We start from the raw sequence: 20,401 nt of genomic DNA on the forward strand, positions 1-20,401 counted from the left end.
GTTAACGTACGCCTATGACAGACGTCGATACGCCCCGCTACGTCTCCGGGCACGGTCTGCTGACCGGTCGGAGCGCGGTGATCACCGCCGCCGCCGGCGCCGGGATCGGCGGTGCGACGGCCCGGCGGTTCCTGGAGGAGGGCGCCCGCGTCCTGGTCAGCGACGCCCACGCGCGCCGGCTGAAGGAGTCCGCGGAGGCGCTGGCCGCCGAGTTCGGCACGGAGCGGGTGGCCTCGGTGCCCTGCGACGTCACCGAGGAGGCCCAGGTCCAGGAGCTGTTCGCGGCCGCCCGGGCGGCGCACGGCGAGCTGGACATCGTCGTCAACAACGCCGGCCTGGGCAGCACGGCCGCCCTGGTCGACATGACGGACGAGCAGTGGGACCGCGTCCTCGACGTGACCCTCGGCGGCACCATGCGCTGCACCCGCGCGGCGCTGCGCGCACTGAAGGCCTCGGGCCGCGGCGGCGTGATCGTCAACAACGCCTCGGTGGTGGGCTGGCGGGCGCAGGCCGGCCAGTCGCACTACGCCGCGGCGAAGGCGGGCGTCATGGCGCTCACCCGCTGCGCCGCCGTGGAGGCCGCCGAGTTCGGCGTCCGGGTCAACGCGGTCGCGCCGAGCCTGGCCATGCACCCGCACCTGGTGAAGGTGACCACGCCCGAACTGCTGGCGGAGCTGACCGAGCGCGAGGCCTTCGGCCGCTACGCCGAGCCGTGGGAGGTGGCCAACGTCATCGTATTCCTGGCCAGCGGCTACTCCTCGTACATGACCGGCGAGACCGTCTCGGTCAGCAGCCAGCATGCCTAGAGTCCGGCGCGCGGAGATCCTCGACGCCGCCGCCGAGGTCTTCGCCGACCAGGGCTACAACGCGACGACCGTCCGCACCATCGCCGACCAGGCCGGCATGCTCGCGGGCAGCCTCTACTACCACTTCGACTCCAAGGAATCGATGCTGGAGGAGATCCTCACCCGCTTCCTCGACGGCCTCTGGGCCGGCTACGACGCCGTGCTCGACGCCGGTCTGGGCCCGCGCGCGACACTGGAGGCCCTGGTCACCGAGTCGTTCAGGGAGATCGACCGGCACCGCGCCGCCGTCGCGATCTACCAGAAGGAGTCCGGGCAGCTGGCCCGGCAGCCGCGGTTCGCGTTCCTCGCCGACTCGCAGCAGAAGTTCGAGAAGGCCTGGCTGCGCACCCTCGAACGCGGCGTCGCCGCGCAGGCGTTCCGTGCCGATCTCGACATCCGTCTCACCTACCGCTTCGTCCGCGACACCGTCTGGGTCGCCGCCTCCTGGTACCGGCCCGGAGGCCGCCACTCTCCCGAGGAGATCGCCCGCCAGTACCTGTCGATGGTCCTCGACGGCATCGCCACCCCCTGACCGCAAGCGCCACCGTCCGAAGGAGTCCCGTCATGGCCGAGGCCTACATCGTCGACGCGATCCGCACCCCCGTGGGGCGCAGGAAGGGCGGCCTGTCCGCCGTCCACCCGGCCGACCTGGGCGCGCACGTGCTCTCCGCGCTGGTCGCGCGCACCGGCATCGACCCGGCGGCGGTCGAGGACGTCGTCTTCGGCTGCCTGGACGCGGTCGGCCCGCAGGCGGGCGACATCGCCCGCACCTGCTGGCTGGCGGCGGACCTGCCGGAGGAGGTCCCCGGCGTCACCGTCGACCGCCAGTGCGGCTCCTCCCAGCAGGCCGTCCACTTCGCCGCGCAGGGCGTGCTCTCCGGCACTCAGGACCTGGTCGTCGCGGGCGGCGTGCAGAACATGAGCATGATCCCGATCGCCTTCGCCAGCCGCCAGGCGGCCGAGCCGCTGGGGCTGACGCAGGGTCCCTTCGCGGGCAGCGAGGGCTGGCGGGCCCGTTACGGGGACGCGCCGGTCAACCAGTTCCACGGGGCGGAGCTGATCGCCAGGAAGTGGGGCGTCTCGCGGGCGGACATGGAGGAGTTCGCGCTCCGCTCGCACCGCCGCGCGATCCGCGCGATCGACGAGGGCCGTTTCGAGCGCGAGATCGTGCCCATCGGCGAGGTCACGGTGGACGAGGGTCCGCGGCGCGACACGACGCTGGAGAAGATGGCCACGCTGCAGCCGGTGATGGAGGGCGGGACGATCACGGCCGCGTGCTCCTCGCAGGTCTCGGACGGCGCGGCGGCGATGCTGCTCGCGAGCGAGCGGGCGGTCCGCGAGCACGGCCTGACGCCGCGTGCCCGGGTGCACCACCTGTCGGTGCGCGGCGAGGACCCGATCCGCATGCTGTCCGCGCCGATCCCGGCGACGGCGTACGCGCTGAAGAAGACGGGCCTGTCGATGGACGAGATCGACCTGGTGGAGATCAACGAGGCGTTCGCCCCGGTGGTCCTGGCCTGGCTCAAGGAGACGGGCGCGGACCCCGACCGGGTCAACGTCAACGGCGGCGCGATCGCCCTGGGCCACCCGCTGGGCGCGACCGGCGTGAAGCTGATGACCACGCTCCTCCACGAACTGGAGCGCGGGGGCGGCCGCTACGGCCTCCAGACCATGTGCGAGGGCGGCGGCCAGGCCAACGTGACGATCATCGAAAGGCTGTAGCTGCACTCTCCGGGGGGCGCGAGGAACTGCGCGGCTCCGCCGCACGGGCATGACGGGTCCCGACAAAGGGCCAGTCGCACTCCCTCAGGGGCGCGGGGAACTGCGCGGGCAACCACCCGGTGCGGATGGCCCTGCGCGCCCCGGACCATCCGCATGCCGGTGGCTTGTCGCGCAGTTCCTCGCGCCCCTGGACGGTGCAACCGACCCGCTGATGTGAGGTGCCGCGCCCGCGCGCCGGAGGCGCGCAGTTCCTCGCACCCCTGGGGCAGTGCACGTCACTCTCCGAGTCTGGCCAGCACCTCCGTGGCCTCGGTGATGATCCGGTCGACCAGTTCCTTGCAGGACGGCAGATCCTCGATCACACCCGCGACCTGGCCGGAGGCCATCACACCGAGGTCCGTGCGCCCGTCCACCATCGACGCCTTCAGCAGCATCGGCGTGTTCGCCGCCAGCAGGATCTGGCTCCAGGACAGGTCCTTGCCGTGCTTCATCGCCCGCCCGTCCCGCAGCATCGCCGCCCAGCTGAGGCCGGACAGCTTCCGGAAGCCCGACGCCCGCCGCACCGCCTGCGCCAGCGCCCGCGCCCTGCCCGCGCGTTCCAGCGAGGCAACCAGCTCGCTGCGCAGCATCCGGTGCGGGAGGCCGTCCACCGCCGTCGTCACCGTGACGTCCTTCACCGAGGCCGCGAGGTACGCCGCCTTCACCGCGTCCGGGACCGTCGAGTCCGAGGTCAGCAGGAAGCGGGTGCCCATCGCCACGCCCGCCGCGCCGTACGCCAGCGCGGCGACGAGCCCGCGGCCGTCGAAGAAGCCGCCCGCCGCGATGACCGGGATGTCCACGGCGTCCACAACCTGTGGAAGAAGGACCGTCGTCGCCACCTCACCCGTGTGGCCGCCGCCCTCGCCGCCCTGGACGACGACCGCGTCCGCGCCCCACGCGGCGACCTTCTCCGCGTGGCGGCGCGCGCCGACGGACGGGATGACCACCACACCCGCGTCCTTGAGCCTGGCGATCAGCTCCTTCGAGGGCGCGAGCGCGAAGGACGCGACGCGTACCCCCTCGTCGACGATGATCCGCACCCGCTCCCCGGCGTCGCCCGCGTCGGCCCGCAGATTGACGCCGAAGGGCGCGTCCGTCCGGGACTTCACCTCCCGCACCGCGGCCAGCAACTGCGCCGGGGACATCGTCGCCGAGGCGAGCACGCCCAGCGCGCCGGCGTTCGCCGTGGCGGTGACCAGGCGCGGGCCCGCGACCCAGCCCATGCCCGTCTGGACGATCGGGTACCGGACGCCGACCAGGCGGGTCAGCGGGGTGTCCAGCGCGCTCATCCGAGGACCTCGCGCAGCCGCCGACCCTTCGGGTCGATCACCTCGCGGATCAGCTGGAGCTCCTCGGCCGTGGGATCCCGGGTGAAGGGGACCTCGTCGGCCATGACCAGCGGGAACCCCGTCGCCGCGACGACCTGCTCGACGGTGACGCCGGGGTGGACGGAGGCCAGCCGCATCGAGTGGTCCGGGGTGTCGAAGTCGAAGACCCCGAGGTCGCTGACGACCCGTCGCAGCCCGTGGAAGGGGCCCACCGCGCGGTCGAAGCCGACCCCGCACACCATGTCCACCCGCTCGACGAAGACCCGGGCGCTGTGCCTGGGCACGAAGTAACTCGTCGGGTTGTTGCTGGAGTTGACCGGCGCCCCGCGCACGCCCAGCAGCTGGCGCGCGGGCTGCGCCCAGTCACCGATGCAGGAGATGTTCTGGTTGCCGTAGCGGTCGATCTGGCTGGCGCCCATCATGACGTGCCGGCGGCCGGTGGTGACCAGCTCCAGATGGTGCCGATAGGGCAGCCATCCCTCCACAAGCTGTGGACGGGCGTCGACCGCCGTCACGTCGGCGACCAGCAGCGCCTCGCCGTCGGTGAGCAGCAGGTCGGGCGCGAAGGTCAGCCTGGCCAGCCGTGCGCCGATCATCGGGACCGTGCCCATCGGGCTGGCCAGGATCTCGCCGTCGCCGCGCCAGGCCTCGGCGCAGGCGACGACGCAGTAGTCGGCCCGGGTGACCGTGGACGTCGTGGTGGTCATGACTGCTCCTCGCGCCAGGCGGTGACGGCGGACTGGTAGGCGTGCTCGTCCCCGGCGAGGAAGCGTTCGCGGAACGCCGCCCAGGCGTCAGGGTCCGCCGCGGCGGCCGCGTAGTGCCTCTGGAACGCCTCGTCCCGGTCGTAGTCGGGCGCGCAGGAGGTGAAGTGCGCGCCGTTGGGCGCCTGGACCACGCCCGTCACGAACGGCCGCTTGATCAGCAGCGTCTGCGGCGAACCGGCCTTCGCGAGCTGCTCGGTCTCCACGATCTGCTCGCAGGAGACGTAGGCCTCGTCCGCCGCCTGGCAGTACAGGTCGTCGAAGTACGGGTCGGGGCCGAGGTACTGGGCGTTGCCGAACCTGTCGGCCCGGTTCAGGTGCACCAGCGCCGCGTCGAGCCGCAGCCCGGGTACGGCGGCGAACTCCTCGCCGTCCTCGTAGGGCGAACGCACGGTCCGCAACTGCGGGTTGACCCGCATCACGTCCGAGCCGAGCCCGGCCCGCACCGGCAGGAAGGGCAGCCGGTGGACGGCGGCCGTCAGACCCCACATCAGCATCGCCTCGTCGAGCTCCACCAGCTCGAAGGCGCCCCGCTCGCGCGCGGCGCGGTAGTGCGGCTCCAGCGGGATCGAGTCCAGCGTGACGAAGGCGGTGACCAGCTTCCTGATCCGCCCGGCCGCCGCCAGCAGACCGACGTCCGCGCCGCCGTAGGAGACCACCGTCAGGTCGGTGACCTCGGACCGCAACAGCGCTCTGACCAGCGCCATCGGCTTGCGCCGCGATCCCCAGCCGCCGATGCCGACCGTCATGCCGCTGCGCAGCCGGCCGACGACCTCCTCGGGCGTCATCGTCTTGTCCCGCACCCGCCTACTCCCTTCCCGCCGTGCCGAAGCCGTCGCGGACCTGGTCGGCGACGCCGCTCAGGTTCGCCTCGAAGGTGAAGCCCTGCTCGAACCGGTAGCTGCGCTTGACGTCCACCGGATCGATGCCGTTGATCGCCGCCTTGGCGAGCCGGATCAGGTAGCCGTCCTTGCGGGCGATCTCCCGCGCCAGCTCCAGCGCCGCCTCCGCCAGCTCCTCGCGCGGGACGACCCGCCACACCGAGCCGTGCCGGTGCAACTCCTCGGCGGTGGCCGTGCGCGAGGTGTAGAACAGCGCCCGCATCAGGTGCTGCGGCACCAGCCTCGCCAGGTGCGTGGCCGCGCCCAGAGCCCCTCGGTCGAGCTCGGGCAGCCCGAAGACGGCGTCCTCGCTCGCGACGATCGCGTCGGCGTTGCCGACCAGCCCGATGCCGCCGCCGAGGCAGTACCCCCGCACCGCGGCCACCACCGGCACCTCGCACTCGTAGACCGCCGCGAAGGCCTCGTAGCAGCCGCGGTTGGCGCCGATGATCGCCGCCCGGCCCGGGTCGCGCTGCACCTCCTTGATGTCGACGCCGGCGTTGAACCCGCGCCCCTCGGCGGCGAGCACGACGCAGCGGACGTCCTGGTCACGACCGGCGGCGCGGAGCGCGTCGGCGAGGTCGTACCAGCCGCGCACCGGCAGCGCGTTGACGGGCGGGTAGTCGACCGTCACGACGGCGACGCCCTTCTCGGGGCGGGAGGTGGAGACACCCATGAGCGAATCAGCTACCTTTCCACCAAACGTTTGTTAGGTTCGTCCATGTCGACGTTAGCAGCGGCGGGCTCGCTGCGGGAGGTGTGGCTTGAGCATCACCGTGGATCTGTCCGGAAGGGTCGTCGTGGTCACCGGCGGCACGCGCGGCGTGGGCGCGGGGATCGCCCGCGCGTTCCTGCAGGCCGGGGCGGAGGTCCTGGTCTGCGCCCGCAGACCGCCGCAGGAGCCGGTCCAGGCTGCGGGCCGCAAGGCCGAGTTCGCGTCGCTGGACCTTCGCGACGCGGCCGCGGTCGCGGCGTTCCTCACCGAGGCGACGCAACGTCAGGGCCGCCTGGACGTGCTGGTCAACAACGCGGGCGGGACGCCCTTCCGGCTGCTCGACGCCGGCGACGCGGCGCAGCACGCCCGCGTGGTGGAGCTGAACCTGATCGCCCCGCTCACCGCCTCGCTCGCCGCCCTCCCGCACCTGCGGGCCAACCCCGACGGCGGCTCCATCATCATGATCGGCAGCGTCAGCGGCACCCGCCCCTCTCCCGGCACCGCCGCCTACGGCGCGGCGAAGGCCGGACTGGCCAACCTGGCCGCCTCGATGGCCGTCGAGTGGGCCCCGCACGTGCGCGTCAACACCGTCGTGCCGGGCATGGTCCGCACCGAGCTCTCGCATCTCCACTACGGCGACGAGGCCGGGATCGCCGCCGTCGGCCGCACCGTCCCGCTGGGCCGGCTGGCCGAGCCCGACGAGATCGGCGACGTCTGCGTCTTTCTCGCCTCACCGCAGGCCGCGTACCTCACCGGCGCGGCACTCAACGTCCACGGCGGCGGCGAACGCCCCGCCTTCCTCGACGCCGCCAACGCCAACAAGGAGTAGCTGCCCATGAGTTCACAGCAGCCGCCGACTGGCCTGTGCGCCGGTCGGGTCGTGGTCGTCACCGGCGCGGGCCGCGGTCTCGGCCGCGCCCACGCGCTGGCCTTCGCCGCGGAGGGCGCGAAGGTCGTCGTCAACGACCTCGGCGTCGCCGCGGACGGGCTCGGACCGTCCGCCACCCCCGGCGAGGAGGTGGTCGGCGAGATCCGGTCCCGGGGCGGCGAGGCGGTCGCGCACGGCGGCGACATCGCGACGACCGAGGGCGCGGACGCCCTGATCGCCGTCGCGCTGGACGCCTTCGGCCGCCTGGACACCCTGGTCAACAACGCCGGCTTCCTGCGCGACCGGATGCTCGTCAACACCGGCGAGGACGACTGGGACGCGGTGATGCGGGTCCATCTCAAGGGCCACTTCCTGCCGCTGCGGGCCGCCGCCGCGCACTGGCGGGCGGAGGCCAAGGCGGGCCGCGTGCCGCAGGCCCGCGTGGTCAACACCAGCTCGGGCGCGGGCCTGCTGGGCAGTGTCGGCCAGGGCAACTACAGCGCGGCCAAGGCCGGCATCCTCGGCCTGACCATGGTCGCGGCGGCGGAGATGGGCCGCTACGGCGTCCAGGTCAACGCGATCGCCCCAGCGGCGCGCACCCGGATGACGGAGCAGGCCTTCGCCGCGACGATGGCCGCGCCGACGGAGGCGGGCGCCTTCGACGCGATGGCGCCGGAGAACGTCTCCCCGCTGGTCGTCTGGCTCGGCGCGGACGCCTCCGCGGGCGTCACCGGCAGGGTCTTCGAGGCGGAGGGCGGCCGCATCACCGTCATGGACGGGTGGCGTCCCGGCCCCACGGTGGACCTCGCCGCGCGGTGGACGCCGTCCACGGCCGGCGAGGCCACCCTCAAGCTCCTCGCCGCGTCGGAGCCGCCGCTCCCGGCCTACGGCTCTCGGTGACCCGAAGGAGATCCAGTCATCAATCCATAGGCAAAAAGTCCATCCGGGCCGATGAAATAGATGCACATATGGCCGAGGAGTGGGTAATGTGAAGGCATACACGCCGCCAGGGCCTGTGATTTCACGGAGAGAACCGATACGCCATGTCCGAGACCGCCACCGCAGCAGTGACCGCCCGCGTCATCGTCGGCGTCCGCGACTCCGCGAAGGGACGCGCCCAGCTGCGCCGCGCGGCGGCGGAGGCGCGTCGCCGGCGCGCGGTTCTCGTCCCGGTCCTGGCCTGGTCCCCAGCGGGCGGCGAACTGCTCTACCGCACGCGCCCCTGCCCCGAGCTGGCCCACCAGTGGGAGCAGCGCGCATGCGCGACGCTGAACGACGTCGTGGCAGAGGCGCTGGCGACGGAGACTGCGGCGGTCACCGTCCAGCCGGTCGCCGTCCGGGCGGAGTCCCTCGCGAAGGCCGTCGAGGCGACGGCCTTCCACACGGCCGACGCGATCTTCGCTCCGGCCGAGAAGCCCACTCTCCTCGCCCGCCTCGGCCTCTACCGCCACTCCCGCGACCGGGGCGTCGCCCTGGCTCTCTGAGCTCCCGGCTCAGGCGGGGACGCTCTCCGGCATCGGCAGTCGGCGGCCGTTGCTGAGCAGAGTGCAGACGGGGGTGTGCGGCCGGTGCCCGCCGTGGTGCGGGTGGTCGATCCGGACGGAGAAGGGGGTCGGCGGCTCGCCGGCCAGCTCGGCCTCCAGCACCGTGGTGCCGGTGGCGCGCTGGTGGTGGTAGCCGACCTCCTTGCCGTCGACCAGGAGGACGATGTCCTCGGTGCGCCAGGTGAAACCGGTGCGCAGGTCGAGGGAGACGGAGTGGCCGTCGATGTCGAGGTGGTAGTGGTGGCGAGTGCTCATCCTGGACTCCCGGGACTCCTGGCCTCCGAAGGACGTCCCCCCTCACCTCCACGATAACCGCGAAACAAGATCGCTGAATGCTTCACGTGAAGCATTCAGCGATCTTGAAAACCGCCCCGCCCGCCCGGTCCGCGGTCAGCCCTGACGGCGGTGCCTCCGCCAGGCCCAGGTGCCCACGACGGCGATCACGATCGCCGCGATCACGACCGCCACCACCTCGCCGACCCGCGCCTCGACCTGCTTGTACGCCTGGCCGGCGAAGTAGCCGAGCAGCGTGAAGCCGACGCCCCAGACCACCCCGCCCAAGGCGTTGAACGGCAGGAACCTGCGGTACGGCATGTGCGCGATCCCGGCCAGCGCGGGCATCACCGCCCGGAAGAAGGCGATGAACCTCCCGAAGAAGACCGCGGCGGCGCCCCGGTCGCGGATCATGTCCTGTGCCTGCCCCAGCCGCGCCCGATGCCGGCGCAGCGGCCTGACCTCCAGGATCCGGTCGCCGAAGTGGTGCCCGACCTCGTAGCCGACGCTGTCGCCGACGATCGCGGCGAGGACGACAACCGTGATCATGATCCCGAGCGAGACATGCCCCTGGTTGGCCAGCACGCCGCCCAGCACGACGGCCGTCTCCCCGGGCAGCACGAAGCCGACGAAGATCGCGTCCTCGCAGAAGACCAGGGCCCCCACGACCGCGTACACCACCGGCCCGGACAGGCCCGCGAGCCAGTTGGTGATCGTTCCCATGTCCTCAGTCTGCGCGCGACCCCACTCCGCCGGAGGGAAGACGCGGCAACCGGTCGCCCTGCCCACTCCGCCGCCCGGGGCCCTCCGGGGGGATCCAGGCCGATCCTCCCCAGCCTCCGGCCGGGAGGTGCCACCTGACAGGCCCTAGGCTGGACTTGATCCACCGAGCCGAGCGGGCGGGGGCAGCATGCGGATCTTTCTGGCGGGGGCCGGTGGCGCGATCGGGCGGCGGCTGGTGCCGCGGCTGCTGAGCGCCGGCCACGAGGTGGTCGGCACCGCGCGCGCCGAGGAGGGCGTCTCGCGGCTGCGCGCGCAGGGAATCGACGCCGTCCGCGTCGACGCCCTGGACGCGGAGGCACTGCACCGGGCCGTCCGCACCGCGCGCCCTGACGCGGTGCTGCACCAGCTGACGGACCTCTCCGCCGCCGACGGCGCGGCCAACGGCCGACTGCGCCGCGAGGGCACCCGCAACCTGGTCGACGCCGCCAGGGCCGCAGGCGTCGAACGGATCGTGACCCAGTCGATCAGCTGGGCCTACGTCGGCGGCACCGCCCCTGGCCCGCCCGCCACCGAGGACGATTCGCTGGACCTGGACGCACCGGCGCCGCGCGGCGGCATGGTAGGGGCGGTCGCGGCGCTGGAACGGATCTCCGCCGAACTGCCGCAGGCGGTGCTGCTGCGCAACGGCCTGCTGTACGGGCCCGGCACCTGGTACGCGCCGGACGGCCCCGTCGCTGCCGCACTGCGCGGTGAGCCGACCGGTCCGTACCTGGCGAGCCTCGCCGCCACCGTGGCAGTCAGTTCCTTCGTCCATGTCGACGACGCGGCGGCGGCCGTGGTCGCCGCGCTGGACTGGCCCGCCGGGCCGGTCAACATCGTCGACGACGAGCCCGCCGCCGCGCGCGACTGGCTGACCGTGTTCGCCGCGACGGTCGGCGCCCCCGCGCCCGTCCCCTCCGAGGCACCGGCCGCCCCATGGGAGCGCGGCGCGCGCAACGCCCTCGCCCGCAGCCGGGGCTGGCGACCGCATCGGCCCTCCTGGCGGACCGGGTTCGGCGACCAGCTCACGCCGGCCTGACGTTCCTTCACCCATCGGGCCGGGCAGACACCTCGGGCGGAACGCGGCGAACCGGGGCCGCCGAAGGTCGGGCAGTGACCTTCGGCAGCCCCGGTCCGGTCCGGGGGACGCGCGCCGCTACTTCGCCAGGGCGTTGACGAAGAGCGTGGCGTCGATGGTGCCCCAGCCGCTGGCCAGGTCGTAGCCCTTGGCGGCCGGGTAGCCCTTCACGCCGCTGTAGGAGTTGTCGCCGCCGGTCACGTCCACGAAGCCGTGGGCGGCCGCGCCGTGCTCGGCCAGCGCGTAGAGGCGCGGGTTGATCAGCCCGAGCCGGTGGCCGGCCTTCTGGTCGGCCAGCGCGACTATGCCGGAGAAGATCGGCGTCGCCTCGCTGGTGCCGCCGGTCAGGCCCCAGCCGACGTCCTTCGGGTCGAAGGACGAGTAGACCCAGGCCGCGCCGTTGACCGCCGCGCTCATGCTGATGTCGGGCGTGCCGCGGTGCGCGCCGGTGGTCCCTGCCACATGGTTCTGGAAGGAGGGCCGGGCGAAGACACCCGAGACCCCGCCGCCGCCGGCGCCGAAGCCGTCGTTCCAGACCACGTCGGGCGCGGTGCGCCGGCCGCTGTCGTCCAGGGTCAGCCGGGTGCCGCCGACGGAGGTGACCAGCGGGTCGGAGGAGGGCCAGGAGTTGACCCGGTACGGGTAGGACTTGTTGTCGGGCATCTCGTCGGTGGCCCCCGCGTCGCCCGAGGCGCCGAGGACGGTCACGCCCTTGGCCGCGGCGTCGGTGAAGGCGTAGCGCAGCTGCCGCAGCGACGCGGTGCCGTTCTTCCCGAAGCCGGGGAAGCTGTTCTCGGTCGCGCCGAAGCTCTGCGAGATGACGTCGCCCCAGTGGTGGTCGATCGCGTACTTCTCGGCGCTCATCATCTCCGGGAAGCCGGTCGTGCCCTCGGTCTCGGAGACGGCGGTCTCGATCAGGACGATCCTGGCGCCGGGGGCGATCGCGTGGGCGTACTCGACGTCCAGCGTGGTCTCGCCGGCCCAGCCGCTCTGGTCCTCGTTCTTCGGGTCGAACGCCGGTACCTTGCCCCACTTCACCACGGAGACCTTGGTGTCGGGCAGGCCGAACTGCTTGTCGAAGATGTTCAGGTCGCGCTGGACGGTCGGCGAACCGAAGGAATCGACGATCACGATCGTCCGGCCCCTGCCGGTGATCCCGGCCTGGTACAGCGGAGCCAGGTTGTAGGCCTTGCGGTACTGGAGCGGGGTGTAGCAGCGGATCTTCTTCTGGGCCAGGCAGGCGCTGGTCGACAACACCGAAGGCATGCCAGAGGCGAGCCGGTGCCCCGCGACGGCCGGCACCGGCTCCGGCAGCGCGTCGGCCTGCGTCGTCGCCGAGGCGACGACCGTGCCGGGCGTCCCGGTCGCGCCCACCGAGAAGGCGAGCAGCGCCGCGGCCCCCGCGGTGACCGCGGCGGTGGCACGGGTGGCGCGAAGACGGGAACGGGAGCGGGAACGGACGAGGGAGCGTCCCATGGTTCTCCTCAAACTCACCTGCGCGGGGCAGGCAGACCGGCGATCGGGCCCGACGGGCGAGGCGCGGCGACTGCCGCGGCGATGCGCTCGATGCTCGCGTACGGTCAACCGCGTCCACCACCCCCCAACGGCGGGGGTGGAACCCCTGGTCGGGGTGGGACGTCACCCCCTGGCCGGGCCCTGCTGACGGCCCTGGAGGTGGGCGAGGACCACGACGAGGACGGCCGTCGTTCCGTCGGCCCTGCGGATCTCGATCTGCTGACCCTTCTTCAGCTCCTTGAGGCGGTGGAAAACCGCCTCTGCGACGCGCCACGGCCCGCGGCGACGCCGGCCGGCAGCGCGGCGGCCCTGGCGGGCGTGATCGGCGGGGCGTCAGCCATGGCTGCGACCGTCCCGGCGACGGTCCGTCCCGAAGGCAGGGGCGCCGTGTCCACGCAACCGGCTCGGTTCAGGGGAAGGCCGGCGGCGCGTCCGCCGGGCCGGTTCCCCAACCCGAGCCCCGGTCAGGGGTGAGCGTGAAGTCCAGGTGGGAGGCGGACAGGTCGGTCCAGGTCGCGGTGGTGGGCGTGCCGTCACGGACCAGGCCCGCGACGTAGGGGCCGGAGCCGCTCGTGGTCACGGTGAGGTCGTGGCCGCCGGGACCGTGGACCACCGCCCGGGGGAAGAGCGGCGTGGACAGCGCCAGCAGCGGCACGCCGGGGAACTGCGGGTAGAGGCCGAGGGCCGCCCAGACGTACCAGGAGCTCATCGCCCCCAGATCGTCGTTGCCCGGCTCGCCGCCAGGCGTGAGGGTGTACAGGGTGTCCGCGATCGACCGCACCACCTCCTGGGTGCGGTCCGGGCGGCCGGTGCTGTCGTAGATCCACGGGGTGCCGAAGGCGGGCTCGTTGCCCTGCCAGTGGTACGGCTCGCCCGGTCCGGCGTTGAGCCGGCCGAAGTAGGCGTCCAGTCGGGAGTCGGCCGCGCCCCTGCCGCCGAGCGCGTCGATCAGGGCCGGCAGGTCCTGCGGCACCATCCAGGTGTACTGCGCGGCGTTGCCCTCCTGGAAGCCGTCCTGGTCCTGGCCGTCGCGCAGGTCAAGCGGCGGCCCTGCGGGGAACGCACCGGCACCGTCGCGCGGACGGACGTACCGGGTGGCGCGGTCGAAGAGGCGGGACCAGTTGTGCGAGCGCGCCCGGAACCGGCGCGCGGTGCCGCTGTCGCCGAGGGCGGCCGCCAGCCGTGCGACGGCGAAGTCGGCGACCGCGTACTCCAGGGTCGTGGACGCGCCGTTGTTCACGTGCGCGGTGCCGCTCCTGAAGGTGTTGGGCACATAGCCGCGGGCCAGGTACGCGGCCACGCCCGGCCGCTCGACATACCGGCCCTGCCCGGGCGGATCGCCGGGGCCCGGCCGGCCCTCCGCGCCGTGGACCATCAGCCGCAGGGCCCGTCGGCCGTCGAGCCGGCCGTCGCCGAAAGCCCGCACGTCGGCCAGGATCGCGTCGGCGGGATCGCCGTTCATGACGTCCGTCTGCCCGTTCGCCACCGGCCACTTCGGCAGCCAGCCGCCGTTCTGGTCGGCGTCGTCGAGCAGCGAGGCGGCCATGTCGTCCGCCTGTGTGGGCGCGATCAGCGCGAGCAGCGGGATCTGGCAGCGGTACACGTCCCAGCCGGAGAAGTCCGCGTACTGCGCATGGCCGGACGGCGCGCGGTGGATCCGCCCGTCGAAGCCCGGGTAGCGGCCGTCCGCGTCGCTGAAGACGCTGGGATGGAGGAGGGAGTGGTACAGCGCCGTGTAGAAGATCTGACGCCGGGTCCGGCTGCCGCCGGAGACGGTCACCGCGCCCAACTGCCGGTTCCACGCGGCGGTTGCGCGGTCCGCCGCACATTCGACCTGCCAACAGGCCGCCTCGGCGGCGAGGTTGGCTCTGGCACCCGCCGTGCTCACGTAGGAGACGGCGACCTGCATGCGCAGGGTGCGGTCCCGGCGGGTGTCGAAGGTCAAGGTCGCGCCGGGGGCGGAGCCCTTTCCGTCGGCGGGCCAGATCCGTGCGGTGCGGACCGGCCGGTCGAAGCGCGCGGCGAAGTACAGGGTGTACCGGTTCCTGTTGCCGCAGAAGTGCCCGCTGGTCACCTGCCCGACGACGGCCCGGTCCCCGACCGTCCGCACACTCGCCCCGCTCGCGTGGGTCGCGCTGCCCTCCGCCTTCACCAGCAGCCTGCCCACCGAGCCCGCCGGGAAGCCGAAGCGCGCGACGCCGGTGCGCAGCGTCGTACTGAGCTCGGTCCGCACGCCTCCGGCGGTCACCGCGTAGTACCCCGGCCGCGCCACCTCGCCCGCGTGCCCGAACGTCGCGGTGGCGCGCGCGTCCGCCGCCCCGCCGTCCGCCCCGGCGAGGGGCAGGAACGGGATGTCCCCGGCCACGGGGCAGCCGGGACCGGAGAGATGGGTCAGGCTGAAGCCGGTGATCCGGTGGTCGTTGACGTTGTACCCGCCGCCGTCAGGACGGGATTCGGTGTCGGGGCTCCACTGCGTCATCCCGAACGGCACGGACGCCCCGGGAAAGGTGTCCACCTGCCCGACCCACCGCCCGCCGCTCCCCGTCCCCACGAACGGATCCACCAGCGCGGCCGGCGTCTCCGTCCCGTCGGCCGCGGCGGACCCACCCTGCCACCCGCCGACGGCCACGACACACCCGAAAGCGACACCCAGCGCGATCCGCCGAACCACCCTCATCGCCGCAGGCTAAGCCCCGTCCCCGCACCACAACCGACGCCACGTCACACGCCCCGCCCCCGTCCCCCGACCGGCGGCAGCGCCCGGGCGGACCGGCCTGGGCCTGCCCCGTGCCGCAGCTCGGCTACTTCCGCCGCGCACGCCGGACGCGCCACTCGACCCAGCCCTTGGCCAGGACCGCCAGGACGGTGACCACGGCGAAGCAGACCGCCATCAGGCCGTGCGACCGGGGGTTCGGGTCCAGGGCTCCATGGCTGTAGTCCCAGAAGAAGAGGGTGGCCAGCGCGAAGAAGAGCGGCAGGAGCCAGCCCTTGAGGGCCGAGTCCGGTGTGAGGGAACGGAGGAACTGGGGGAGGTTCAGGGCTGGCGGTTCGGCGTCGTCCGCAGGGACCGGGCCTTCGAGGTCGTCAGGCATGGCCGGATCCTGGTGTCGCCGTAGCCGGTGCCGGGCGACAGGTCAGCCACCGGGACACGCGACGGCGGAGCCGCTCAGCGCCGCTCTGACCAGTGCCATGCCGCGCGCGGTCACCGCCGAGCCGGCGCAGACGCCCGGCGGACGCTGCGCCCGATCGGACCCCGCGCGGGGGTCGAGCCGCGCGCACACCCGGCAGATCCCCGGCTCGGGAACCGGGTCGGCGCACTCGGCACACTCGAACCATCGCGGTGCGGGCGCGGCGTCTGCCGCGTACTCGGGCGGCGGGAGCTTGCGCCGCAGACGGTCCTTGATCAGTCCGAACGGCGACAGGACCTCCTCGGGAAGGCCCTGCAGCAGCCCCTGCGCGAGCCCGTCCTCGCCGACCCGCTCCAGCCACTGCTCGACGAGCGGCGCCAGATCAAGAGCCGTGGCGGCGTCGAACCGCCCGGCCAGGCGCGCGTCCCTGCGAATCACCCGGTACAGCACGGCGACGGCCTCCTGCGCGGCCGCGCTGCCCCGAGACGCCGTCAACTTCCGTGCGCCCGCTTCACCTGCGGCCGGGGCGGGTGGGGTGGGGGTTTTCCTTTCCCGGTCTTCCCAGGGTTGGCTGACAGGAAGACCGGGTGCCGCATCACCGGGCTCCGGCTCGCCGTTCCGGCCCTGCCCGCGCATCGCACGGGATGGCCACGGAGTGTCGTACAGGTGGGCCTGGCTGACCAGTTTGCCGTCCCGACAACGGACTTTGTCGACGCGGTAGTACCCGAACTCGGTCAGCTCGCGCAGAGCCTTCTCGACGGCGCGACGGCCCTGGATGCTGCTGTCCGCCATCTGCCTCACGCCCTCCTGCCAGCCCTGCGGCCGGGAGAGCAGATCCGCCAACAGGCCGCGCGCGGTGTAGGAGAGGCGACGATCCTGCAACACGTGAGTGGGAAGAGCAGAGCAATGCGCCGGCTGCTCGGTACGATGGATGTGCATGGGAGTGGATGTCTCCTGGTGCCGAGCCCCGGGGCGTTGCTGCGCCGCCGGGGCATCTCATTGCCTACCGAGCGGGACACTAGCGCAACTCTCCGTGACTCCGCACTCGAACATCCCCGACCTCCACCGGGCCGTTTCCACCGCATCCCGATCCGTCGGCACCCGGTGCAACTGACCACCGCCGCCCCACAATCTCAACGGCCAGTCCCTGCCGCCCGCGAACCGCCGGCTCCCCTTCTGGCCCGCAGCACGGGAAGGGCAACGCGGCTGGACCAGACGGTCAGGCAGACCACCCAGAGCAGGGTCATCGCCGTATCGGTGGCCCAGGCGCTCCCACCGCCCTCGGGAAACACGACACCGCGATCACCCGTGTCGACGGCGACCGTCCGATCGCCACTCCTGCGGACATCGCCCCCGCTCGCGAGTCCGACGCCACGGCGGACGTCCGCACCGTCGTCCGAGACGAAGTCGCCCGTCTCGTTGCACGACCTGCCGCAGTACATTGCGGTGACGGTGAACGTTCCCCGCTTTCCGGCTCCCAGGTGCGCCGACCAGGTGGGGCCAAGGCTGATGCCGGTCCTTACCAGCATCAGGAGCCCGACCACCGGTAGCACGTAACGGAACGACCAGGCCTGGAACCTGACACCGGCCCGCGGCCGCCGGATATCCACGGTCGGCAGGCCGGCCCCGCGCGTCGCACGCGTGCGCCCGGGGCGGGAGAGGCGTAAGTCACCCACGGCCGGTGAGGCTACGCGCCTCGCCCCGCCCCCGCCAGAGCCGCGGCTAGGAGTGTTCCGGCGCTGGCCGAGTCGGCACTTCGACGCCGTAATGGATGGCGAAGGCAGCATCCCTGGCGTCCCTGAAGTCGTACAGGGTGGCCGTGCGGATCTCCTTGATCGCCATCAGGATGCGGCCTTCACGCATCAGCTCAGCTACGAGCTTCTGGGCATCAGCGGGCACCGGAAGGTTTCGCGCACGCTGCGGATCCAACCGAGGCATCGGCTGAAACACCGTCCGGAGGAATGCCCTGACCGCTCCCGCCATGCTCCACCCCGTCCACGGACCCTGTGCGCCTGATCATCTCCTCGCGGACACGTACGGGCAAGCCCCGTCGCGAGAGCGCCTGAGGTGGCTGGCGTCATGCTGCTCCGGGACTCCGCCTCTCACGCCTCCCGACGGGTAGCTCCCGCCGTCAAGGTCTCCGCCGCCCGATTCACCTGCGACACACGGCAAGACCGGTTCGCCGCGTGACACTTCGAGACCCTGAGCTCTGTCCCGGATTGACACTCCAACGCTGAGAAGACTGTATGTCGGATCCGGACTGACGTGCGCGGGGCGCTGGTGTGCGCGCACTCCTGTGATTGACCATCACTTACCGCGAATGCCGGCCGCCTCATTGTGACGCTCAGTCAGCTCCCACCGAGGCGAGCGGGTGACGGGCCGCGTCCGGACGGGGGACCCGGTGGTGTGTCGTCACCTCGGAGGCCCTGCGGAGTGCATCGCTGAGGTAACGGCGCTTCGGCGGCCGTGTCCCTGTTGTCGAAGGTCTGGAGTGCCCGTGCTTCCGTCTGCTTCCCTACCGCGCAAGATCCTGGATCTGTTCATGCTCATCGTGTGCTCGCTGGTCATGCTGGCCGTCTTCGTGCCGCGGGCGCATGCCGAAACCGTGCGGGCGGTTGCCGTGCACGAGAACCGGGCCTCAGTGAACTGGGACGAGATCGCGCGATGTGAAAGCGGCGGTGACTGGGCTACCAACACCGGCAACGGGTACTACGGCGGATTGCAGTTCGATCAGGCAACGTGGCGGGCCAACGGGGGCCTCGCCTACGCGCCGCGCGCTGACCTCGCCGAGAAGGGCCAGCAGATCGAGATCGCCAATCGTCTCGCGGGGCGGCGTGGTCTGGAGCCGTGGCCCTACTGTGGCATGCGTGCCGGGAGCATGAGCCAACCGCAGGGCGCAACAGCAGGAGATCACGGGGCCGTACACGGTCGGACCTGGACAGTTCGTCCTGGCGACACCCTCGCCAGCATCGCAGCAAGCGGCCATGTCCGAGGCGGCTGGCCCGCACTGTTCGAACTGAATCGGCACACTGTCGGCGCCAACCCCGATCGCATCCAGCCCGGCGAAATTCTTCGCCTCCACCGATGAAAGCAAGCATCGGGGGCACGATTGACCTACCGCTTCAGCAGTCCGGGCAGTCCGGCACGTCGGGGCCCTCAGGGAATGTCCGGTTGCCCTGGAGCCAGTCGGCGAGCCACTCGGCAAGCGTGAACCTCTCGGGGAAGAGTCGGTGGCGCTCGCAGAGGGCGTTAGGGTCCCAGCCCCACATTCGCCCCTCGGGGGTGCTGAAGTCGATGTGCCACCAGATCGCGCAGCCCACCGTCGCCAGCGGCAAGATGTGGTTCGGGTAGAGGTCGAGCTGTTCGTCGGGTGTCGACCACTCCTGTTGGATCTTGATCAGTGATTCCTCTTCGCTGAACCACTCACCGCTGTAGGTGAGCGAGACCACTTCGTCGGCTCCGAAGCCGCCGTTCGCGACCTCGCAGTAGAGCCTGCGAAGCAAGGGCGGCATCGGGTGTCCCACGGCGGCTTCCAGCTCGGCGACGGCTTCGGCGGGGGCAGGCGGGGGCAGCTGCTCGGCCTCGGCGTATGCGCGGATCCTTGCGATGATCTCGTCATCGGCCCATACGGTCATGCCGATCAACGTAGAGGTTGCCACTGACCGCCAGGCTTCCCGCCCAGCTGCCCACTCCGAACGTCAAGTGTCAGGTGAAGCCGAACCGTCAAGCATCAACTGACGTTCAGCGGCGGAGATCAGCTCGGCGATCGCACGGCCGGTGATCGAAAAGCAAGAAACCCAGGCTGGGGATCATGTCCCTGACCTGGGCCTTTACTGCTGGAGCGGGCGACGAGAATCGAACTCGCGCTCTAAGCTTGGGAAGACTCTATGGCGCATCTGGACTGACGTGCGACGACGCTGACCTGCGCTTTGACGACTGATTGACCGCCAGGTACCCCCAATGTCCCTCATCGGCCACCGCAACGGGCACGCGGCGGGCACGCTATCTCTCTGGACGCTGGGTGTGGAACGGACGAAGCCTCGGGAACCACATCAGCCCTATGAGCGAGGGGAGGAGCATTGCTGCGCGGCCCAAGGTCCACTCACCACGAAGCAGCGGGATCACCTGGCACGCCGCGACGAAGACGCCAAGGTAGACCCACTGTCGTGCCGCCCAGCGAGGCTTGATCGTCCAGCCGCTTCGGGCACTCACCCATGTGTTCACTGGCGCATCATCCACGGCGGGTCCCAAGTGGGCAAGGCCGGCCATCTCACCCCCTGCAGAGCGGCTAGACAGTCGGCTTCACAATCTCGGGCTACACCCTGCTTGACCTGCGGCGCAGCGTTCTTCCTGTATGCGTTTGTGACGTTTAGTCCGTGGCTGGTCCGGATCTTGGCGCCGAAGCCGACGTTCGCCAGATTTGAACTTGTTCAAAAGCCTGAGATGCGCCAGACTCGGCGGAACCCTTCAGGGTGCAGACCCGCTTCCGTGGGCCTGACGGTCAGAGTGCACGAAGGGGCGGCGAGACTACCGTGCTCGAAGCCAGACGCAATCTGTGGGTGCCGGCGCCCCTGCTGGCGTCAATGCTGCTCATCGGTGGAACGTCGCAGTTCCTCCTAGCAGCAAGAGGGGGCTATCTCCTTACCGTTCACTTTTCGGCGGAGGAGTTGGCTCAGGTGCCAGGCCAGACGCTCCGGCAGATTCACGAGCGGGGCCTCGCCGCAATCATCTCGGCGGTTGTCCCGTTCGTCGCAGCTCTTCTCGCCCTGCTGAGCCACAGGCTGTTCAAGCGAGGTTGGGCCGGGTCGCTCAGGAGGGCAGCCCTCTGGATGGCCTGTACGGATGTGCCGGTCATTCTCGCGGCACTGCTCACCACCAGCTGAAGCAGCTCGAAGCGGGCGGCTCCTCCTCGATCGGGCAGCTCTGCGTGACCCCCTCG

Annotated in this window: 21 protein-coding genes; 9 read left to right on the forward strand and 12 right to left on the reverse strand. The window is 71.8% G+C overall.

Annotated features, from left to right (window positions below):
- Positions 1-14: 14 nt before the first annotated feature.
- From BS83_RS04705 to BS83_RS04715, 3 genes are read left to right on the forward strand one after another with little or no spacing between them, the layout of a single operon-like run.
- On the forward strand, positions 15-806 hold the full coding sequence (locus BS83_RS04705) for an SDR family oxidoreductase (protein WP_037601294.1): 792 nt from the start codon (positions 15-17) through the stop codon (positions 804-806).
- Positions 799-1,377: a TetR/AcrR family transcriptional regulator gene (locus tag BS83_RS04710; RefSeq protein WP_037601296.1), complete on the forward strand. Its 579-nt coding sequence runs from the start codon at positions 799-801 to the stop codon at positions 1,375-1,377. Before BS83_RS04705 ends, BS83_RS04710 begins: the two co-directional genes overlap by 8 nt.
- Before the next feature lie 32 nt (positions 1,378-1,409).
- Positions 1,410-2,567 carry an acetyl-CoA C-acetyltransferase gene (locus BS83_RS04715; RefSeq protein WP_037601299.1) on the forward strand — a complete coding sequence of 386 codons (1,158 nt, stop codon included), beginning with the start codon at positions 1,410-1,412 and terminating at the stop codon, positions 2,565-2,567.
- Positions 2,568-2,842: 275 nt separating this feature from the next.
- Here BS83_RS04715 and BS83_RS04720 read toward each other — a convergent pair whose 3' ends face one another.
- The 4 genes from BS83_RS04720 to BS83_RS04735 are packed head-to-tail and all read right to left on the reverse strand — an operon-like array spanning position 2,843 to position 6,255.
- Positions 2,843-3,886: an NAD(P)H-dependent flavin oxidoreductase gene (locus BS83_RS04720; RefSeq protein ID WP_037602592.1), complete on the reverse strand. Its 1,044-nt coding sequence runs from the start codon at positions 3,884-3,886 to the stop codon at positions 2,843-2,845.
- Positions 3,887-3,891: 5 nt separating this feature from the next.
- Positions 3,892-4,641: a CoA-transferase subunit beta gene (locus tag BS83_RS04725; protein WP_037601301.1), complete on the reverse strand. Its 750-nt coding sequence runs from the start codon at positions 4,639-4,641 to the stop codon at positions 3,892-3,894.
- On the reverse strand, positions 4,638-5,486 hold the full coding sequence (locus BS83_RS04730) for a CoA transferase subunit A (RefSeq protein ID WP_037602594.1): 849 nt from the start codon (positions 5,484-5,486) through the stop codon (positions 4,638-4,640). Before BS83_RS04730 ends, BS83_RS04725 begins: the two co-directional genes overlap by 4 nt.
- A gap of 19 nt (positions 5,487-5,505) precedes the next feature.
- Positions 5,506-6,255, reverse strand: coding sequence for an enoyl-CoA hydratase family protein (locus BS83_RS04735; RefSeq protein ID WP_037601304.1), 750 nt, complete (start codon positions 6,253-6,255; stop codon positions 5,506-5,508).
- An 88-nt stretch (positions 6,256-6,343) separates the two neighbouring features.
- Here BS83_RS04735 and BS83_RS04740 point away from each other — a divergent pair, with 88 nt between their 5' ends.
- The 3 genes from BS83_RS04740 to BS83_RS46285 all read left to right on the forward strand — a co-directional run bounded on the left by BS83_RS04740 (position 6,344) and on the right by BS83_RS46285 (position 8,646).
- Positions 6,344-7,123, forward strand: a complete 780-nt coding sequence (locus BS83_RS04740; RefSeq protein WP_037601305.1) for an SDR family oxidoreductase — start codon at positions 6,344-6,346, stop codon at positions 7,121-7,123.
- Between the two features lie 6 nt (positions 7,124-7,129).
- Positions 7,130-8,062 carry an SDR family oxidoreductase gene (locus tag BS83_RS04745; protein WP_037601308.1) on the forward strand — a complete coding sequence of 311 codons (933 nt, stop codon included), beginning with the start codon at positions 7,130-7,132 and terminating at the stop codon, positions 8,060-8,062.
- 143 nt (positions 8,063-8,205) lie between these two features.
- A complete protein-coding gene (locus BS83_RS46285) occupies positions 8,206-8,646 on the forward strand; it encodes a hypothetical protein (protein ID WP_051942633.1) in 441 nt (146 codons plus the stop codon).
- A 9-nt stretch (positions 8,647-8,655) separates the two neighbouring features.
- Here BS83_RS46285 and BS83_RS04755 read toward each other — a convergent pair whose 3' ends face one another.
- Both BS83_RS04755 and BS83_RS04760 read right to left on the reverse strand, forming a co-directional pair.
- A complete protein-coding gene (locus BS83_RS04755; RefSeq protein WP_037601310.1) occupies positions 8,656-8,961 on the reverse strand; it encodes a hypothetical protein in 306 nt (101 codons plus the stop codon).
- A gap of 135 nt (positions 8,962-9,096) precedes the next feature.
- Complete coding sequence (locus BS83_RS04760; RefSeq protein ID WP_037601313.1) at positions 9,097-9,702, reverse strand: DedA family protein; 606 nt, start codon at positions 9,700-9,702, stop codon at positions 9,097-9,099.
- Positions 9,703-9,889: 187 nt separating this feature from the next.
- Here BS83_RS04760 and BS83_RS04765 point away from each other — a divergent pair, with 187 nt between their 5' ends.
- A complete protein-coding gene (locus BS83_RS04765) occupies positions 9,890-10,780 on the forward strand; it encodes an NAD-dependent epimerase/dehydratase family protein (RefSeq protein ID WP_037601316.1) in 891 nt (296 codons plus the stop codon).
- Between the two features lie 117 nt (positions 10,781-10,897).
- On the opposite strand, the gene BS83_RS04770 is transcribed toward BS83_RS04765, so the two are convergent.
- From BS83_RS04770 to BS83_RS04800, 5 genes are all read right to left on the reverse strand, one after another.
- Positions 10,898-12,295, reverse strand: a complete 1,398-nt coding sequence (locus tag BS83_RS04770) for a S53 family peptidase (RefSeq protein ID WP_063774093.1) — start codon at positions 12,293-12,295, stop codon at positions 10,898-10,900.
- Positions 12,296-12,743: 448 nt separating this feature from the next.
- The gene (locus BS83_RS04780; RefSeq protein ID WP_084713137.1) at positions 12,744-15,011 is read right to left on the reverse strand and encodes a GH92 family glycosyl hydrolase; all 2,268 of its coding nucleotides are present in this window, start codon (positions 15,009-15,011) and stop codon (positions 12,744-12,746) included.
- Between the two features lie 124 nt (positions 15,012-15,135).
- Positions 15,136-15,426 (reverse strand): hypothetical protein, encoded by a 291-nt coding sequence (locus BS83_RS04785; RefSeq protein ID WP_037601321.1) that lies wholly within the window; start codon positions 15,424-15,426, stop codon positions 15,136-15,138.
- A gap of 42 nt (positions 15,427-15,468) precedes the next feature.
- Entirely contained in the window at positions 15,469-16,347 is an 879-nt protein-coding gene (locus BS83_RS04790; protein ID WP_232248053.1) for a hypothetical protein, read from the reverse strand.
- A gap of 837 nt (positions 16,348-17,184) precedes the next feature.
- On the reverse strand, positions 17,185-17,445 hold the full coding sequence (locus BS83_RS04800; protein WP_037601328.1) for a hypothetical protein: 261 nt from the start codon (positions 17,443-17,445) through the stop codon (positions 17,185-17,187).
- A 514-nt stretch (positions 17,446-17,959) separates the two neighbouring features.
- On the opposite strand from BS83_RS04800, the gene BS83_RS48225 reads away from it, so the two are divergent.
- Positions 17,960-18,550 (forward strand): LysM peptidoglycan-binding domain-containing protein, encoded by a 591-nt coding sequence (locus tag BS83_RS48225; RefSeq protein WP_051942635.1) that lies wholly within the window; start codon positions 17,960-17,962, stop codon positions 18,548-18,550.
- 34 nt (positions 18,551-18,584) lie between these two features.
- Here BS83_RS48225 and BS83_RS04810 read toward each other — a convergent pair whose 3' ends face one another.
- Complete coding sequence (locus BS83_RS04810; RefSeq protein ID WP_063774128.1) at positions 18,585-19,097, reverse strand: SMI1/KNR4 family protein; 513 nt, start codon at positions 19,095-19,097, stop codon at positions 18,585-18,587.
- Positions 19,098-19,994: 897 nt separating this feature from the next.
- Here BS83_RS04810 and BS83_RS04815 point away from each other — a divergent pair.
- Positions 19,995-20,345, forward strand: coding sequence for a hypothetical protein (locus tag BS83_RS04815; protein WP_157596909.1), 351 nt, complete (start codon positions 19,995-19,997; stop codon positions 20,343-20,345).
- Positions 20,346-20,401 lie beyond the last annotated feature (56 nt).

This window comes from Streptacidiphilus rugosus AM-16 (genome assembly GCF_000744655.1).
In the GTDB taxonomy this organism is placed as follows: Bacteria; Actinomycetota; Actinomycetes; order Streptomycetales; family Streptomycetaceae; genus Streptacidiphilus; species Streptacidiphilus rugosus.

Coding starts and splice junctions, on each gene's coding strand:
- BS83_RS04705 (WP_037601294.1), top strand. CDS start 15: ATGACAGACGTCGATACGCCCCGCTACGTCTCCGGGCACGGTCTGCTG.
- BS83_RS04710 (WP_037601296.1), top strand. CDS start 799: ATGCCTAGAGTCCGGCGCGCGGAGATCCTCGACGCCGCCGCCGAGGTC.
- BS83_RS04715 (WP_037601299.1), top strand. CDS start 1,410: ATGGCCGAGGCCTACATCGTCGACGCGATCCGCACCCCCGTGGGGCGC.
- BS83_RS04725 (WP_037601301.1), bottom strand. CDS start 4,641: ATGACCACCACGACGTCCACGGTCACCCGGGCCGACTACTGCGTCGTC.
- BS83_RS04730 (WP_037602594.1), bottom strand. CDS start 5,486: ATGACGCCCGAGGAGGTCGTCGGCCGGCTGCGCAGCGGCATGACGGTC.
- BS83_RS04735 (WP_037601304.1), bottom strand. CDS start 6,255: ATGGGTGTCTCCACCTCCCGCCCCGAGAAGGGCGTCGCCGTCGTGACG.
- BS83_RS04745 (WP_037601308.1), top strand. CDS start 7,130: ATGAGTTCACAGCAGCCGCCGACTGGCCTGTGCGCCGGTCGGGTCGTG.
- BS83_RS46285 (WP_051942633.1), top strand. CDS start 8,206: ATGTCCGAGACCGCCACCGCAGCAGTGACCGCCCGCGTCATCGTCGGC.
- BS83_RS04755 (WP_037601310.1), bottom strand. CDS start 8,961: ATGAGCACTCGCCACCACTACCACCTCGACATCGACGGCCACTCCGTC.
- BS83_RS04760 (WP_037601313.1), bottom strand. CDS start 9,702: ATGGGAACGATCACCAACTGGCTCGCGGGCCTGTCCGGGCCGGTGGTG.
- BS83_RS04765 (WP_037601316.1), top strand. CDS start 9,890: ATGCGGATCTTTCTGGCGGGGGCCGGTGGCGCGATCGGGCGGCGGCTG.
- BS83_RS04770 (WP_063774093.1), bottom strand. CDS start 12,295: ATGGGACGCTCCCTCGTCCGTTCCCGCTCCCGTTCCCGTCTTCGCGCC.
- BS83_RS04780 (WP_084713137.1), bottom strand. CDS start 15,011: ATGAGGGTGGTTCGGCGGATCGCGCTGGGTGTCGCTTTCGGGTGTGTC.
- BS83_RS04785 (WP_037601321.1), bottom strand. CDS start 15,426: ATGCCTGACGACCTCGAAGGCCCGGTCCCTGCGGACGACGCCGAACCG.
- BS83_RS04800 (WP_037601328.1), bottom strand. CDS start 17,445: ATGGCGGGAGCGGTCAGGGCATTCCTCCGGACGGTGTTTCAGCCGATG.
- BS83_RS04810 (WP_063774128.1), bottom strand. CDS start 19,097: ATGACCGTATGGGCCGATGACGAGATCATCGCAAGGATCCGCGCATAC.